Source organism: Clostridium chromiireducens (assembly GCF_003575225.1).
In the GTDB taxonomy this organism is placed as follows: Bacteria; Bacillota; Clostridia; order Clostridiales; family Clostridiaceae; genus Clostridium; species Clostridium chromiireducens.
In genome coordinates this window covers 290150-308474 of the sequence record NZ_QXDJ01000002.1, presented here as the reverse complement: position 1 = coordinate 308474, position 18325 = coordinate 290150, and the positions used below count along the sequence as shown (strand labels likewise).

The 18325-nt window shown below is 31.4% G+C and carries 14 protein-coding genes and 2 riboswitches; all 14 genes read right to left on the bottom strand.

Annotated elements, in window-relative coordinates; genetic code table 11:
* Positions 1–161: 161 nt before the first annotated feature.
* The 14 genes from xdh to D2A34_RS06635 all read right to left on the bottom strand — a co-directional run bounded on the left by xdh (position 162) and on the right by D2A34_RS06635 (position 18212).
* The gene (gene xdh / locus D2A34_RS06700; RefSeq protein ID WP_119366108.1) at positions 162–2735 is read right to left on the bottom strand and encodes a selenium-dependent xanthine dehydrogenase; all 2574 of its coding nucleotides are present in this window, start codon (positions 2733–2735) and stop codon (positions 162–164) included.
* A gap of 111 nt (positions 2736–2846) precedes the next feature.
* Positions 2847–3776 (bottom strand): NTP transferase domain-containing protein, encoded by a 930-nt coding sequence (locus D2A34_RS06695; protein ID WP_079438172.1) that lies wholly within the window; start codon positions 3774–3776, stop codon positions 2847–2849.
* Positions 3777–4048: 272 nt separating this feature from the next.
* Positions 4049–5413: a HAMP domain-containing sensor histidine kinase gene (locus D2A34_RS06690; protein WP_119366107.1), complete on the bottom strand. Its 1365-nt coding sequence runs from the start codon at positions 5411–5413 to the stop codon at positions 4049–4051.
* Between the two features lie 12 nt (positions 5414–5425).
* Positions 5426–6124, bottom strand: a complete 699-nt coding sequence (locus D2A34_RS06685) for a response regulator transcription factor (protein WP_119366106.1) — start codon at positions 6122–6124, stop codon at positions 5426–5428.
* Positions 6125–6127: 3 nt separating this feature from the next.
* On the bottom strand, positions 6128–7390 hold the full coding sequence (locus D2A34_RS06680; protein WP_119366105.1) for a glycosyltransferase family 39 protein: 1263 nt from the start codon (positions 7388–7390) through the stop codon (positions 6128–6130).
* A gap of 11 nt (positions 7391–7401) precedes the next feature.
* Positions 7402–7746 carry an EamA family transporter gene (locus tag D2A34_RS06675; protein ID WP_119366104.1) on the bottom strand — a complete coding sequence of 115 codons (345 nt, stop codon included), beginning with the start codon at positions 7744–7746 and terminating at the stop codon, positions 7402–7404.
* Positions 7747–7911: 165 nt separating this feature from the next.
* A complete protein-coding gene (locus D2A34_RS06670; RefSeq protein ID WP_119366103.1) occupies positions 7912–8607 on the bottom strand; it encodes a glycosyltransferase family 2 protein in 696 nt (231 codons plus the stop codon).
* A 215-nt stretch (positions 8608–8822) separates the two neighbouring features.
* The gene (locus D2A34_RS06665; protein WP_119366102.1) at positions 8823–10217 is read right to left on the bottom strand and encodes an amino acid permease; all 1395 of its coding nucleotides are present in this window, start codon (positions 10215–10217) and stop codon (positions 8823–8825) included.
* Positions 10218–10383: 166 nt separating this feature from the next.
* Positions 10384–10482, bottom strand: a riboswitch (glycine riboswitch).
* Positions 10483–10559: 77 nt separating this feature from the next.
* Positions 10560–10631: riboswitch (glycine riboswitch) on the bottom strand.
* A 225-nt stretch (positions 10632–10856) separates the two neighbouring features.
* Complete coding sequence (locus D2A34_RS06660; protein WP_119366101.1) at positions 10857–11162, bottom strand: LiaI-LiaF-like domain-containing protein; 306 nt, start codon at positions 11160–11162, stop codon at positions 10857–10859.
* Positions 11155–11679 carry a hypothetical protein gene (locus D2A34_RS06655; protein WP_119366100.1) on the bottom strand — a complete coding sequence of 175 codons (525 nt, stop codon included), beginning with the start codon at positions 11677–11679 and terminating at the stop codon, positions 11155–11157. Before D2A34_RS06655 ends, D2A34_RS06660 begins: the two co-directional genes overlap by 8 nt.
* Complete coding sequence (locus D2A34_RS06650) at positions 11660–12112, bottom strand: hypothetical protein (RefSeq protein ID WP_119366099.1); 453 nt, start codon at positions 12110–12112, stop codon at positions 11660–11662. Before D2A34_RS06650 ends, D2A34_RS06655 begins: the two co-directional genes overlap by 20 nt.
* Positions 12109–12621 carry an RNA polymerase sigma factor gene (locus D2A34_RS06645; RefSeq protein ID WP_119366652.1) on the bottom strand — a complete coding sequence of 171 codons (513 nt, stop codon included), beginning with the start codon at positions 12619–12621 and terminating at the stop codon, positions 12109–12111. The genes D2A34_RS06650 and D2A34_RS06645 overlap by 4 nt, the downstream gene beginning before the upstream one ends.
* Positions 12622–12814: 193 nt before the next feature.
* Positions 12815–15112: a polyprenyl synthetase family protein gene (locus D2A34_RS06640; RefSeq protein WP_242965984.1), complete on the bottom strand. Its 2298-nt coding sequence runs from the start codon at positions 15110–15112 to the stop codon at positions 12815–12817.
* Positions 15113–15269: 157 nt separating this feature from the next.
* A complete protein-coding gene (locus tag D2A34_RS06635; protein ID WP_119366098.1) occupies positions 15270–18212 on the bottom strand; it encodes a DEAD/DEAH box helicase in 2943 nt (980 codons plus the stop codon).
* Positions 18213–18325 lie beyond the last annotated feature (113 nt).

The following is an 18325-nucleotide window of genomic DNA, read 5'->3' as shown; positions in this document are numbered from 1 at the left end:
TTTTTATTCCTTTCGTGTTAAACTTATCTTTCTATATTTTAACACCTTATATATAAGAGGTAAAATTTTTTTATGCATTTGACTGCCCCCTTAATATTCTCCTTTGCATTACTTTGCAGATCTATGCTTTCTGATATTAAATAAAAAATTAAGTTTGATATCTATATTTTGTCTGTTTTTAATTTTTTATAAAATGTTTCTCTTAATGGTAATTGAGTACGAAATTTACCATCTAATCGATAATAAGCAAGAGAACAAGCCGGAGCTGTTGGAATTAAACATAATTCTCCACATCCCTTTGCTCCATAAGTTTCAGGTATTTTCCCTTTTCCCTGCACAAGAATTATTTCAAGTTCTGGAACATCTTTTGCTCTCATAAGCCCTAGAGTGCCTAACTTAGTCTTAGGGTAACCTCCTTCAACTCTAAATTCTTCAGTTAAAGCATATCCTAATCCCATGACAATTCCACCTTCAATTTGACCCTCAACTGATTGAATATTAACAGGTGTACCAACATCATATGCTGCTACCACTTTTTCTACTTTTCCTTTTTCGTTAAGAATAACAACTTGAGCTCCATAACTATAACTTACATGGCTAATTGGATTTTCTTTTATTGCTCCCATTGAATCAGTCTTTGCAGAATATTCTCCATGAAATTCTCTTCCTTCTAAATCTTTAAGTGTTAATCCTTTTTCTAATTCTATTTTCAATTTTTCCGATACTCTTCTTACAGCTTCACCAGTTACAACAGTTTGTCTAGAAGCTGTACTTGTCCCTGAATTAGGAGTACGAACAGTATCTGCTTTTTCGTGTACTACTAAGGCTGGATTTAGACCAGTGGTCTCACATAGTACAGTCGCACACATTGTTCCAATGCCTTGTCCCATACATGCTGCTGAAGTTCGAATATGAACTTTACCATCCTCAATAGACAAAATGCATCGACCAATATCCTTCTTTCCTACACCTGTCCCACTATTTTTAAATGCTATGGCAATACCTGCATATGGATTTGATTCATATATATCCTTAACAGCTTCTAAACATTCTGCCATAGCAACGCTTTCATCTGCTATTTGACCATTTGGTAATACTTGACCTGGACGTATTGCATTACGATAGCGAATCTCCCAAGGTGATATCCCTACCATTTCTGCTAATAGATTTATATTATTTTCAGTAGCAAAACAACTTTGAGTTACACCAAATCCTCTAAATGCTCCAGAAACAACATTGTTTGTATAAACTGACATTCCAAAAATATCAATATTTTGATAGTTATATGGCCCTGCCGCATGTGTGCATGCTCTATGCAGAACGGGCCCTCCAAGAGATGCATATGCACCTGTATCTGCGATAATAACAGCCTTCATAGCAGTTAAATCACCATTTTCATCACATGCCGTTGTAAATTCCATTTCCATTGGATGGCGTTTAGTATGATAATCTAAACTCTCCTGTCTAGAAAATTTCACTTTAACTGCTTTTTTAGTGTGCCATGCCATAAGTGCTGCATGATGCTGAACACTCATATCTTCTTTTCCACCAAATCCACCTCCAACAAGCTGTGTCCTACAATGTACTTTTTCTATTGGAATTTGAAGCATCATAGATATTTCTCGTTGTTCATCATATACTGATTGCCCTCCAGAATACAGTAAAATACCTTCTTCTCCTTCTGGCATGGCAATTGCACATTCTGGTTCCATAAACCCATGCTCTTGAAATGGTGTCTTATACTTTCTTGTTACCACATACTTAGAATTTTTAATTGCTTCATCTGCATTACCACGTTGCAAAGCCGCTCTACTCATAATATTCCCATCAGCATGAATTAAAGGTGCATCGGCCTTTAACGCATCTGTAGGAGAAGTAATTGGTTGTAGTTCTGTATAGTCAACCTCTACTAATTTACATACTTCATCAAGTTTATCTTTATGATAAGTTGCTACTAATGCCAGAGAATCTCCTACATATCTTGTGATATCACCTTCCGAAATAAGTACATCCCAATCTTGCTTCGCATGTCCAATAATATTATTTGGAACATCTTTTGCTAGTAAAACTTTAACACAATCTGGATGTGCTTCTGCCTTACTTATATCAATTTTATTTACAATAGCTCTTGGATATTTTGAGCGAACAGCTTTAGCATATATCATTCCTGATAATTCAATATCATCAACAAAAATACCTGTTCCATTTACCTTATCTGTTACATCGATACGTTTAAATTTCTGCGCCATTTTAAGTTCCTCAGGAGAAGTTGGAATCTTAAGATTATCTCTAAAGTATTCTGCTGCCATTAAAATAGCTTCTTCAATTTTCTTATATCCAGTACAACGACATATATTTCCATGTATTGCTCTCTTAACATCTGCTGCTGTTGGATTTAAATTAACATCTAATAGTGCTTTTGCGCAAATTATCATTCCTGGAATACAAAAGCCACATTGAACCGCACCAGCTTCCCCAAAGCAATATTCATAGACTTCTTTTTCCCTTTCACTCAAACCTTCAACAGTTAAAATGTGTTTCCCTACTAATTTTGCTGTTTTTTGTATGCAAGCTTTTACAGCTTTACCTTCTACTAAAACAGTACATGTCCCACAGGCTCCTTCACTACATCCATCTTTAGCTGAAGTGATCCCTAGATCATCCCTCAAGAAAGATAATAAATTTTTATCACTCTGTGCAACTACCTCTTTTCCATTTACATTAAGAATAAACATAAATAAGCCCCCTATCCTATAGTAATTTAACATTGTAATTATTATAGAATGGGGGCTATTTTTCATCAAATTCTTTGTCAAAAGAACTTGCTTTGCAAAAATCACAAAATCCTAAAATAACCTATTAAATTCTTCTTTTGCATACTTTCTCACATTCTCTTCAAACTGCTCATACTTATTTAAAAATTCCAATCCTTCTTTGGTTAATGAAGTTTTTCCTCCTCTGCTCCCTCCATGCTTTCTTTCAACTACTGCATATCCTAGTTCTTTTTCTAGTTTATTTAACATATCCCACGCTTTACTATAAGATAATGCAATGTGCCTACATGCACTTCGAACGGAATGTGTATCTTGAATCAAAAGTAAAAGTAACTTTGTCCTTGAATTAAAAAGTAGTGTTTCCTTTTCAATGCTAACTTTAACGAAAGGATGCAGCATATGCTCATTATGCTTTTTTAAAAGTTCATTCAATTGATTAATATTATCAGTATCATGAATGATACCTTTATCTTCTACATTTATCAATTTTCTTTCTATGCCAATACTCTTAATAGCACCTTCCATTCCCATATTTCCATCATACTCTAAAATTCGAGGAATTAATTCTGAGGCTATCAAAAGAGGATGACCAGCTTTTCCATGATAAGATGGTGAAATTATTTTTTCATCTATTTTTATCATCTCGCGAATAGTATCTGGTGTAAACATAGGAATATTCACAGGGGTAAATATTACCTGCTCGCATTTATTCATCAAAAATTCTAATCCAAGTTTTGCTGAATCAAACATCTGTGAGTTTTCATACTGATCATTTCTCAGAAAAATGACCCCATAGTGAGCTAGATGATGCTCTATTTCTTCTGATTCATGTCCAGTAATTATCACAATTGGTGAAATACCAACACTTTGAAAGGTTAAAATAATTCTTTTTATTACAGTTATAGAACCAATTTGAGAGAGTGGGTTTAATTCATTTCTTTTTGAAATCTTTCCCGCCGCAACTATTAATCCACCTGTTGTTTTTTTCTTATCTGTCTTCATATCTGTATTAGTTACTCTATGAGCACTACTGAATTTCACATCCTTTCATATTTTGTAAAATAATTAATTTTCAATATGCTTTTAATAATAAACATTATAAATTGAATTTTATATAATTTTATCATAAGGTCAATAGATTTCAATCTTCTTATTCGCTTCTTATGCCAATGAAATGCGCTCGTTGTAAATAAAAACAGACTTTCAAGTGAGAAAGTCTATCCCTATTAGAATCATAATTACGTATCCAGAAGTTGGATTCACCTTTAAGCTTTTTAATTATTAAAAATCTTTACATAAACCTTGAATATATTATTTTTGCACTCTGCCCAAATTTCACCGTCATGCAGTTCTATTATACTTTTTGAAATAGCCAATCCAAGCCCTGAACCACTTGCCTTTGAATTCCTAGACTTATCTCCTCTATAGAATCTATCAAAAAGCATTAATGTATCTTCAGAAATTTCTTCTGTTATTTCATTTTCAAATGTAATAGTCACATATTCATCATTTTTTTTCAAATTTACATATACCTCTGTACCTTCTACTCCATATTTCACTGCATTGGATAATAGATTTTCAAAAACTCTTCCTAATTTGCTTGAATCAACACTTAGAATCACTTTATTATTCTCAAATTCTTTTTTAAAATTCATATTTCTTTTTTGAGCTTCTATAAATAATTCGCCTATACTCTGCTCTAATATCTCTATTACATTTGCCTCATTCTTTTCTAACGCAATTCCATCACATTCTAACTTTGAATATTCAAACAAATCATCTATAAGCTGTTTTAACTTATATGCTTTTTCAATAGATATACTAATGTATTTCTTTCTATTATCTTCCGTTGTTTTTTCGTTTTCTACAAGTTGTAGGTACGCTATTAATGAAGTCAGTGGAGTTCTTAAATCGTGAGAAACGTTAGTTATAAGCTCTGTTTTAAATTTTTCTTGTGCTCTTTCCTTTTCAATATTCTCTTTAAGTCTTTCTGCCATATTATTCATGCTCTCAGCTAAAAAACCTAGTTCGTCCATCCCCTTCTTATTAATTTTGTAATCTAAATTTCCACTTGAAAATTCACCGGCACCTTTAGCTATTGTTTTAATGTATTTCACCTTTTTATTTATTAAGAAGAATGTTAAAATCATTGAAATAATTACTGGTATCATTAAAATACACAACATAGTATTTTCATTAAATCTAATTGGCTGCCTGTTCCATATTACAAACTTTTCTGTTTGATTATCTATTGTTATATCATACCACTGATAGAAATTCCCATCTTCATATTCTCTGTGAAAATATTTAACTAAATTATCAACATTAAGTTCATCCTTTTTTACATCCTCAGATTTCAGTAATATTTTTCCATTTTTATCTATAATTGCAATATTAACATCATGTAGCTCTGCTACTTTTTCTAAATAGTCCTCACATGACCTATCATTTCTATTTACATACTCCTGTGCTTTAACGAAAGCGCTATTAAAATTATTAATTTTTTCCGCAACGGTATTTTCATTAAAGAAAGACATAATTCCATATATTCCGGATACTATTATGACAACGCTCAAAGCATTCATTAATATAAATTTTATGTTCAAACTGCTTATATTTCTTATTATTTTATTATTCAACTATTCCACCTCCTACTTATCAATCTTGTATCCAACACCCCACACTAATTTTATATATTTAGGCTCTTTAGGATTAATCTCTATCTTCTCTCTAATATTTCTTATGTGAACTGCTACAGTGTTATCTGAATTAAAGAAATGTTCGTCCCATACTCTTTCATATATCTGTTCAGTACTTAATACTCTACCGATGTTTGATGCTAAAACTTTTATTATATCAAATTCTCTTGGCGTTAATCTAACAAAGTTATCATCAACAAATACTTCTCTAGTTGCTGTATTTATTACAAGTCCATCTATACATATCTCATCATTATTTTCTTCTTTTGGTTCATTAAAACTTGTAGTTCTTCTTATTTGAGATTTTACTCTAGCAACAAGTTCTAAAGGATTAAATGGCTTCACCACATAATCATCAGCTCCTATATTTAATCCTAAAATTTTATCACTATCTTCACTTTTGGCTGATAGCATTATTATAGGCATCTTTTTCTCCTCTCTTATTTTTAGACATGTCCTAATACCATCTAATTTAGGCATCATTATATCTAAAACTATTAAGTCTACAGCTTCATCCTTTAATTTTTCTAAAGCTTCTAATCCATCACAAGCTGTAATAACATCAAATCCTTCGTTCATTAAGTAAATTTCAATAACCTCTCTTATATCTTTTTCATCATCTACCACTAATACTGATTTTTTCTTTTCCATTTATTATCCCTGCCTTTTCCTTGTCATTGAATCTTTGTATTTGCATATTCTACAGTAAACATAATCACTTGAAAAAATAATCATTAATGGCATAAGAGGATATGAATATCTACTGTATGTGTAATACGGCAAGTAAACCGCATTCATGACTATTATTGCTAGTGCAATTATTTGCTTTTTTAAATTCCATTTTCCTTCTTTAGTAGTATTAATAATCCCCAAAATTGCTGTTACTAAAATAAGATAGTGTTCTACAAATGCCCAATCATAGTTTATTCCTAAGATTTTATCCCAATAAAATGGTTCATACCAAAAATAAAAAGTCTTTCCTAGAGTATACCAATATGCAAATTTAAGAGGTTCTTCTTTTCCATATATCTTTAATCTTTCTATTCCTGCTTCTACCTCATATTCATTGCTTTGTATGTTGTCCTCACTGCTCTTATATTCAACGCCCCATCCTTTATCTTGGTTATAATTAATAAAAGTGCCTTGTAAAAATGGATTTCCACTAGACTTTGTAAATGGTATAAACGTATTAAAATTATTGTAATTTCTTATCCACCAAGGTGACATTACAATACAAAAAATACTTACTACTATACTAGCATATTTAACCATTTCTTTCAGCTTATACCTACTTTTAATCCAAGCTATAAGTATTACTAATGGGTATACTGCTATTGTAGGTTTAAATAAACAACCTAGACTCCAAACAATGCCTGCCAATACATAATACTTTGTTTTCTTAGTTTCTAATGCTTCAATACTTAAATATATAAGCAGTAAAATCAGAAACTTAAATGTAACTTCCATGAGTATAAGATTTGCAGCATATATTTCAACGATATAAATTGAATCAACAATACAAACTATTAGAGCTGTCTTCTTATTAAAAACTTTTTTTCCTATTAGGAATAATAAATTTAAGCTGCATATCTGCAAAACAACTTGAAATATTCTAAATGCCATAATAGCTTGAAATTTCCCAAATATTATTACAAAGAAAGAAAGTATAAATGTTAATCCTGGCATTATATAAACTGTCGGCTTGCTTATATCTTCATACGAAAACGTTCCATTCTCCACCAAGTTCCAGGCACTTCTTATATATTTAACATCATCATTATCAAAATTCTCCAAGCTTCCAAGCAATGTAGAATTGCCATACTTGAAAATTGAAATAATAGCCACTATTATAAATGATATCTTCAAAAGAATAAGCCCAAGCTTTATTCTTTTATCCTCCTCACAAACAATAACCATGATTTTCACCTCTACCTTGTAATAATAAATGTTCCAATTATTATAAATACTGCTCCCAAACCTTTACTAAGTGTAAGGCACTCCTTGAATATTAAAACTCCAGCAAATATTCCTAATACATAACATAGACTTTGTAGTGGATATACTCTACTTAGCTCTTCCTTCGATAATATATAAACCCAAATTATTGTAGCAAACACATATATAATTCCTCCGCCTAATATATAAGGATTAAAAAATATATTAGTAATTCCTTGAATTGAGAAGTTAAAACTACTTTTTCCTACTCCGATCTTCCATAATACTTGACCTGAAACTAGCATTATTATGTTTATAAATAATAATAAATACATCATCTATTCTCTTGCTCCTTTATAAATTGCCAAATCACAGCGTTTTCTTGAATTAATCTAACTAATCTTCTCTTGATCTCATATATTTGTCTCACCCAATATACTATTGTAAAAATTAATATTATAAACAAAATCAATATTCCATTCATTCTCTAATCCCCTTATCTTTTAATAATTCTGTTTCTGAGCTACTATTAATGTTGATAATGTTACTTTAACCATGTAATATATTGATTTCATTGGTGTTATAGACGACTTCCCTTCATACCTCTGCCTCATATTTACACCAATCTCCTTAACCTTCAAACCACTTTTATATGCATATACTATGGTCTCTACTTCTGGGTAATCCTTTGGGTAGTATTTTTCAAAAAGTTCTATTGCTTTTTTATTTACTAATCTATAGCCAGAAGTAGTATCATAATAATTACTTCCACATAGGAACGAAACTAATTTAGAAAAATATCTTATCCCCACTGCTCTAAATATACTTGGTATATACTTTGTCTTTTCTACAAACCTTGAACCTATAATCATATCAAAATTGCCTTTTTTCATTTGTTTAATTAAATTCTCCAAGTCCTTTGGATCATGCTGACCATCACCATCTATTTGAACTGCCACATCATATCCCTTATTCAATGCGTAAATGTAACCTGTTTGAACAGCTCCTCCTATACCCAAGTTCTCACCTAAATTTATAACTTCTGCACCCGCTCTCTTAGCCTCAAAATACGTATTATCCTTAGAACCATCATTGATAACAATAACATCTGAAAATGTATTATTATCTTTTATTGAAGTTACAACATTGTATATATTTTTCTCCTCATTATAAGCTGGTACTATAATCAAGCATTTCATTAACCTCACTCCTTTTTCCTTCATTTGGTATATTTTAATTTTAGTTATCAAAATTAAAGAACTATTTACTAAATTTATGAAGAAATTATGAAGTTCACATTTTTATTAATCTTAGCCACACGAAAATAAAAAACACGACTGTCTACAAGAAGCTCTGCCAGCCTCATATATACAATCGCGTTTTTTAAACATCTTTTTTTATTTTTATTGTTAAACTATACTAGATTTCTCTTTAAAACTTCTCTACTTTTCGCTTTTGATTTAAGCATTTTATATATCACTGCAAGCATTATAAACCATATAGGTGTTACAAATAAAGCTACACGAGTTTCATTATTAAATGCTAATGTAATTATAACAAAAGCTAAAAATGCTAGAATTATATAGTTCATAATTGGGTAAAGCGGCATTTTAAATTTGTTCTTCGCAGCAAGTTCAGGATTAGTTTTGCGATATTTCAAATGGCAAATAACTATAATTGCCCAAATGAAGATAAAACAAAATGTTGATATACTTGTGATTAAAACAAATACTCCTTCTGGCATAATATAATTCAAAATGACTGAAATCAAGATAACAATCGCTGAGAACATTGTAGCATTAGCAGGTATTTGATTAGAAGTTAATTTATTCATTGACTCAGGTGCATTTCCTTCTTTTGCAAGAGAGTAAACCATACGACTTGTACTAAATATGCCACTGTTACATGCAGAAGCCGCTGATGTTAATACAACAAAATTTACAATACTTGCTGCTGCTGCAATTCCTACTGCCGAAAACACTTGTACAAATGGACTTTTATCTGGATTAATTGAAGTCCATGGGTATATGCTCATGATAATAAAAAGAGCTCCTACATAGAAAATAATGATTCTAATTGGAATATTATTAATAGCCTTTGGAATAACACGTTCTGGATCTTCAGTTTCACCAGCTGTAAGTCCTACTAATTCGATTCCAGTAAAAGCAAATACAACCATTTGGAATGAAAGAATAAATCCAGTTGCACCTTTTGGGAACATTCCACCATGACTCCAAAGATTTGTAAAGCTAGCTGCACCAGCATCTGTAGAAAATCCTTTAATAACCATAAATGTACCGATTATAATTAGTGCTAAAATTGCAACAACTTTAATTAAGGCAAACCAGAACTCCATTTCACCAAATAACTTTACTGCAGTAAGGTTCATAATCAATAAAATTACAAGGATTATAAGACTCGGAACCCAATTAGCTATATTCGGGAACCAGTATTGTATGTAAAGTCCCGCAGCCGTCACATCCGCCATCGCAAGTGAGATCCAGCAGAACCAGTAGGTCCATCCAGTAATAAACGCTGCTCTTTCTCCTAAATAATCATATACAAAGTCTACAAATGAGTGATAGTTTAAATTAGAAAGTAATAATTCCCCAAGGGCACGCATAATAAAAAAACAAATTATTCCTGTTATCATATACGCAAATAATATAGATGGTCCTGCCAAGTGAATAGATCTTCCCGAACCAAGGAATAATCCAGTACCGATTGCGCCTCCAATTGCGAGTAATTGGACATGACGATTTTTTAGTCCTCTTGATAAATTTTGATTTTCTGATTTTAAATGATCCATTTTATCCCTCCATCTTAGTAAAAAGGCTTGTACTTAAAATCGCCTTTTTCTATATAAGTATTTTTTGATCGGAGATACAAATGGGAATAGATAAGATCTAAATGAAGTAATCGACACTGCATTACCAATAAAGTAATTTACAATGTATTACTTTTGTAAGATATGTTATCTGTCCCCTGTCCTTTTACCTGAGAGTTTCGCTATGCAACTTTCGCATAACTTTCTCCTTCGGTGCTCTATTTCGAGTCTCTCCAAGGGTTCATCCAATAACGGTCATCTCTACTTAGGACATAAAAGAAAATAATATGCAAACATGCTGGTATATTATTTTCTTGAATGTACCTTAAAATAGGTACCTGAAAGATTTACTTCTTCGGTGAACGACCATAGTCGTTTCTCTCCCGCTATCTTCATCTGAACTTTTAAATTTTATATATAAATTATTAAAATTTACCGTTTTATCTTAATACATTTTTAATAAAATTGCAATATTTTTTTCATTCTAATCAAAAATAGATAATAATCTTATCATAATCAGCAAATTTTTATATAAGAAATGAACATTATGTTCTTCTAAAATTCCTAATAAAAACCCACGACACTTGTCGTGGGTTTTATGGTGAAATCCACCAATTTGGATTAAATTATTTCTCTAAACTGTGATAAATGAGCAATTACAAATTCTGCTCCTCCCATGCCCATAGCAAAGAACACTAAAATGATAACTAATATTATCGCACTAAAATCATATTGCATTTTTTCTTCACTATTTATCATGTAGGCTACGATAATTTCTATTCCTACACTTACCAGAATAATAGGCCACAGTGATGCGATGAAAAGAACATTAATATTATTAGTAATCATTCTAAGTAAAAACATTATCCCAAAAATAATCAAAACAATTCCTGATGTTAATGTGCCTACTCTACGTCCTTTACGCATCAATTTCACTCTCCATTTTCTTCCCTTTGATAAGCCTTATACCAATTGCAATAATTGCTATTCCTATAATCAATTGAGGAGATTGCCTCATAATATTATGAATGATATTATAAAATTCATGTGGAATTAAAGGTCGTAAAAAATCCATTATGTTTTCCGATAACAAATATATTCCTAGAAACAATAGTACTACTCCTGATATTAGTCTGTGTTTTGCGAATATATCTTTATCTAGTATTACTAACTTATCAATAGAAAATAAATATCTATCTTCTAAAAGTAATAGCTTATCGTCATCTAGACCCATTCTATTTGTACAATCAAAAAACGAGTAAAACCAAATAAGTGGCGCTATAAACAATAATGGCCCTGTATCAAGCCAAGAAGAAAGAAATATCAGAAAGAAAAATACGGACATGAAAGATACACCTGTCTTCATAAATCCCATATACATATGTCCTGCACCAGGCAGCATTGAAAGAACAAAGGTTAAAAATTTACTTTTTTTCTTTATCATTAATAAAAACCTCCAATTTGATTATTTTTTCTGAAAAGTTATTGAGATTTGCATTAACTGAATTCAAAACACTTAAATCTGGCGGTTTCACATAATTCACTTTTGAATTAGCCAGAGAGTTTAATCCATTTGAAAATACCATCATTAATGCTATACTAGCTGCAACTGCAACTTTAACACAGTAAAAATTAAACTGAATATTACGTCGCTTCTTATCTTTTATTCTAATCTGTACTTTTTCTTGAAATCCTGAAGGAGCTTCTGTAAGTTCATTATCTTTAAAACTATCTGCAAATGCGCCGGCACACTCTTCACACGCACTAATATGCTCCAATATGAAAATCAATTCTTCATCCCTTAATCTATCAAACTTAAGTACCTTTAATGCTTCTTCTGTCAAATGGCCTTCTTTATTAAACAATGTATTATTCACATAAACTCCTCCTTCCATAAATCCTTTAATAATTTTTTTGATCTATAAAGCTGCGTTTCTAAAGTTTTAATATTCTGACCCGTTTCCTTTGCTAGATGTGAAAGTTTTATGTCTTTGCAAAAATAGCTTACTGCTACAGTCCTATAAGGTTCTTTTAACCTATTACATAAACTTAATATTCTTTCCATAGTATTTTTCTTCACTACTGTTTCCTCTGGTGATTCTCCCCTATCTTCTAAACCTTCATACTCCTCTTCTGATAGACTAATTGTTGTTCTTGCTTTACTCTTAACATAGTCTCTGCATTTATTGGCAGCAATTGTAGTAAGCCAAGCCTTAATATTATTTCCATCAAAACTTTCCCATTTTTGATATGCAGATAAAAAGGTTTGTTGCGCCAAATCTTCAGCATCAAAGTAATTTTTTGTAAAGGATAGACAAATAGTGATAATTAATCGCTCGTATTCTTTTATGCAACTTACAAATTGTTCTTTTTCAATAGCTATCACCACCTTAATTAATCCTTACAATTAATATAACGATTAAGAAATAAAAAACACTTCAATATTTATCAATTTTTTCTAATAATAACCTAATTAATATTTAGATCATAAATAAGTCAAATCATAAATTAAATAATCCACGACATTTGCCGTGGATTCTATGGTTTAAATAAATCATAATCCTTGCCTATGCTAAATTCTAATGATCACGATTAACAATATAATTCAATAAATGTCTTAGAAAAATTATATTACGTGGCATGTCCTTCAGCTCTTCCACGGCAAGACAGTAATGTTCCCAAAGCTCTTTTCTCGCACCTTCCTCACCTAATATTAACACATAAGTGGAACTGCGATTTTCAACATCTCTGCCAATGGATTTTCCAAGCATTATAGGATTACCTTCAACATCAAGTAAGTCATCCTTAATCTGAAAAGCAATACCAGCATGATAAGCAAATCCTTTCAAAGCCTTAAGTTCTAACTCCTTTGCACGGCCGAGAATTGCAGGCATTATAAGAGAAGCTTCGAATGCCAGCCCAGTTTTATAAAAACACATTAAGTTCAATTGCTCAAGTGTCAATTTTTTCTCTTTTGAACCTAAATCCATTGCTTGTCCCCTGCACATTTTCTCTGTCGTTCCAGTTGAGTATCGTATTAATTCAAGGACAGTATCTGAATCAAATTGTTCAAGAGACGTCTGCTCCTCAATGGCCTTCTGTGTTAAGAAAAGGCCTGTTAATTCAGCTGTGGCAACATCATATACTTGATGTAGTGTTGGATAGCCCCTCCGTGTAGGTGCATTATCTTGGGATGGTAAGTCATCAAATATCAAAGATGCAGTGTGCATATATTCCAAAGATTTCAGAAGCGGCAGGATTGCTGACTCATTCAAATTATATTCTTTAGTGCCTATCATCCAGGCCACTATTGGTCTAAGTCTCTTTCCATCACCTTTTAGGCTATAATTTGCAGCATCAATTATATATTCATTTTCCAGAGAGATATTTCCTGTCTTTTTAATATTTAAGATATTGTTGATTTGATTACGTACAGTTTTGATAGTATCTAAGAATTCTTCCTGTTCTTTTCGTTCATTCTTTAAGATAGTAATCATATGATCCCGAAGCAGCTTATCAAAAAAATCCACATCATCTGCTTTTTGAACCATGCTCTGAACAAGATAATTAAATTCTGGATTTTTAGGAGCAAATATCCCCATAACTTCGTTATATTTTTCAATTCCCATTCGCGTCTTAAACCGTTTTAAACCATTTATTGCACGATCTAAAATAACCTCACATGTCTTTCTATCTGAGTTATACACATTTTCAATTAAATTTGAGATAACAGTCCAATATAATTCAAATGGATTTATAAGATCCGCGCGTGTATCATGATATTTCATATAATATGTATATGGTGTTACCGCTCCATCTTCCATATCATCAAACATATCTACAAAATCATCTGCCAGTTGGTTATATATGCCATAAAAGAAAGTTCTATTGTCAAATCCATCATCCTCAGTTGTACTGATTACTGAACGGGCAATCAATCTAGACGAAGCTGATTTTAAAATGACTGGTATATAAAGTTCTTCATTAGTGTAATTCGCATTCGATAGAGTCTTTACACGATCTACTTCCTGTGAATAAAAAAACACATAGGCTTCCTCTAAAAATGATTTCATTTTCTCTGGTTTCTGATGAATCTTAATGTACTCAAAAGCCTCTTTAAGTTCAGAATGAATATACTTAATTAACTCTGCATTCTCTCCAGTCCATTCGCCTAATTCTGGTACAACTCCTGTGATAATCGTGGTACGTATTAAATTAGAATACCGTTCCGTCTCTTTTGCACTTAGAACTTTTGCATCCAAGATATCATCAATAAACGGATAAGTCAGCCCATATGAATAACCTAACCGAATAGCTCCATCAAGTTTTCGAGTACGCTCTTCAGTAGATAGCCCGTCATCCATCTCTTCAATTTGATGCATCATTACTCCTGCAATGATTTTAATGAGTTTTCTTAGCGCATTCTCAGCATCCATCCCCTTTGGAATATTAGCAGATACATTCTTTAGTTTGTTTATCAGCCATATCACTGTAGATTCAATGCCTTCCTTCTGAGCTTTCCTATATAGCACCGCCATACTAACCGTGTCAGTCTCTTTTCTTTTTGAGCTCATGTATGCCGCAAGATGTTCTTTTAAACTATCAATTGCACGCCGGATTTTCATCTGTGTATCAGGTGAGTCTAACGCTTTACCCAAATCTCTCATAAAAATATATGAAATACTTCGATCTAGATAATTATCAAGTTTACCTGTATAATTCAGCCATTGTATATAACCACGATAATCCTGCCTATCAGGTGCTTTCTTTATACGATAAAAAAGGGATAAAAAAGAGCTCTTTTGAATATGACTACGCTTCCACCAATGTATATTCTTTGTTAATATAGGAACATAAGCCCTTTCCGCGACCTGCATGTAAAGTGATTTAAAATAACCAGCAGCCTTCTGCTCAGCTAGCTGATAGGATGCATCAGCATTTTTTGTTAACTCGTCATTCATATAAATATTACCTCTACTTACATTATATAATTATAGAAACAATTTAACCTGCTACTTTAATCATTCTAATAACTTAATCCCTATCAAATAACTGAATTAAATCATCCTTTGACAGGCTGCTAAGTAAACTGCTATTTTGAAGTTCTCCAGTAAGAATATCGTTAATGAGTTCTTTTTTATCTTCTTGAAGTAAAATAATCTTTTCTTCAATGGTTCCTTTCGCAATTAACCTAACTACCTCCACTATATCCTCTTGACCAATTCTGTGAGCTCTATCTGTAGCTTGATCCTCAACTGCTGGATTCCACCATGGATCAAAGTGAATGACTAAATTTGCTGAAGTTAAATTAAGCCCAGTGCCTCCAGCTTTTAGTGAGATTAAAAATACTTTTACAGAATCACTGCTATTAAACTCCTTTACAAGTTTAATTCTATCCTTAGGTCTCGTCTTTCCCTGCAAATGAAAGTACTTTATTTCCTCTTTATTTAAGCGTTCTCCGATTTTATCTAAGGCTGAAGTAAATTGTGAAAACAAAAGAACTTTATTACCAGAATCAATATGCTCTTTAATAAGCTCCACTGCTACTTCTAGTTTCCCGCTTCCACCATTGTAATCTTCAATTATAAGTGAAGGGTCTAAGCATATTTGTCTAAGCTTAGTTAAATATGAAAGTATCTCAATTTTTCCATCTTTGTTATTCTTCATTGTTGTTCGTACCTTTTTTATATAGTTACTGTATATAGCCTTTTGAGAAACTGTCATTTCAACTAATAACTTCTTTTCTACTTTATCTGGCAATTCCTTCATTACCTCTTTTTTAGTCCTTCTTAAAATAAAAGGCTTTATTAACATCTTAAGACTTTCTAAATTATCTTCTCCTCTTGAAATGAATTTCTCTTGGAATGTTTCTTTAGAGTATAAATACCCTGGCATTACAAAATCAAATATAGACCAAAGTTCTGTCAAATTGTTTTCAATAGGGGTTCCCGTTAAGGCAAACCTTCTCTTGGCTTTGATTTCTTTTATAACTTTAGTGTTTTGAGCTAAAGAATTCTTTATGTTTTGTCCTTCATCAATGATACAGTAATCAAAGATAATATCTTCATAGTAATCTATGTCAAGTCTCAAGGTCCCATAAGTAGTTATAGCTACATCACAATCACTAATACTATTTATTGACTCAAGTCTTTGTGGTCCATGTACAATTAATACTTTTAAACTTGGCGCGAACTTTTCAAATTCTTCTTTCCAGTTATAAATTAATGAAGTTGGACAGACAATAAAAGCCTTTTTATTATTTTCAGAAAGCAAAAATGCAATAGTTTGAATTGTCTTACCCAGTCCCATTTCATCTGCCAATATTCCACCAAATCCTAATTCACTTAGTGTCTTAAACCACTTAAAGCCTTTCATTTGGTATTCTCTAAGCTCTCCATTAAACGTATCTGGCAGAGCTATTTCACTACTATTTATATTAGCTAACTTATTTTCTATTTCCTCTAATTCATCAGAGCCTTTAATAACTCCTAACCCTTTATTCATTATATTTTCATATAAATATAATGCTTTACCTTTTTCTACTTTAACTCTTCCGTCTACTAAATTCTCACTAATATTTAATACTTCAAAAAGATTAAAAAAATTCCTTAAATTATCATCTTCAAAATCTAAAAAGTCATTATTTTTAGTTTTGTAGAATCTGCTTTTGTTCCTGTAAGCTTCAAATGCACTATTTAGCTCATTTATTTCTATGTTCCCTATACTATAAGAAAAATCGTAATTTTCCCCCACATCATATAAGTCTGCATTTATAGATTCTGAATTATATATTTTTTTATTGTTAAGTCCCTTACCTAAAGTGATTTTTCCTAAGGCTTGAATGCTATCATCTATACCTTTTAATATATTAAATAACTCTTCATCTCCCCCTATAAACATGAATCTATTCTTCATCTTTATAAAGTTTCTTTTTTCCATTTCCAAAAGAAGCTTTTCTTCTTTTCTATAATCTCTTATAAACTTATCTTCTCTACTATTATCATTAAGTATATTAACTTTTCTGCTTCCATAGATTAAGATTACATCACAATAAATTTTTCCATCTTCTTTAAACACTAGAAATTCAGGTTTCAAAAAGTTAGATGCAAAATTTCTTAAGCCCTCTGAAATATTAATATTCTCTGTTATGCTGCTTAGAATTGAAATTAACTTTGTATAAATATTTATTTCTTTTCTATAAACAATTTCTCTATGGATCTTTAATTTTTCATGAAAAGTCATGTAAGCATCACTCTGAATTTTTGAAGGAAGGTAAAGTTCATTTTTAAAATGATAAACATCATTATTTGAATTTAACCGCATCGGAAGCTGCTTGTGAGTTGATAAAATCATTTGATTATTATCTTCTTTTAAGTTAAAAGTTATAGGCATATCCTTATATAAAATTGGTACTGTAAACTCTATATGCTCAAACTTAAATTTGATTTTTCTATTCTCAACTACTTCTAAAAATACTCTTAAGTCATTTGGCTGAAGTATTAGCTTTTCACTTCTTGAAGCTGTCATCACTTCATAATATTCAGAGTCTTTTTCTGTTTTTCGAATAAGCCGAGTAGTTTCAGTATTTCCCCATATTTTATATTTCTCTATAGTGTTTTTTTCTGAATCTTCTCTTGCCTCATCCTTATCCTTTGATAGTAAACTAAAGAATTTATATGCAGTGGCAGTTATGTGACTGCACATTAGGGTGTATCCACTTGCAGCGAATTCTTTAAACTCATCACAAGAACAATTTGCTCCCTCAAGTTTTTTCTTCTGAATATCAATTTTAATGTGGGTATTAAACTCTTTGAGTTTGCTTTTATCCTTTACTCTCCCGTAAACATGATATATATTTTCAATTTTTTTACCTTTAAAATAGGTGACCAATCCCTTATTAAAAGAATCTTCCCCTTCTCTCTTCATGTGATTAGATACAGATTTAAATACTATTGATTTTAATTCATTTAGTTTCAAGAAATCACCCCTTTCAATTGTGTACCTCTGGTTAATCATTTTAAATTCATTTAGCAATTTAAGCCTTCTTATATTAATAACGTTTCTTTCATAGATTATATTATAGCATAGTG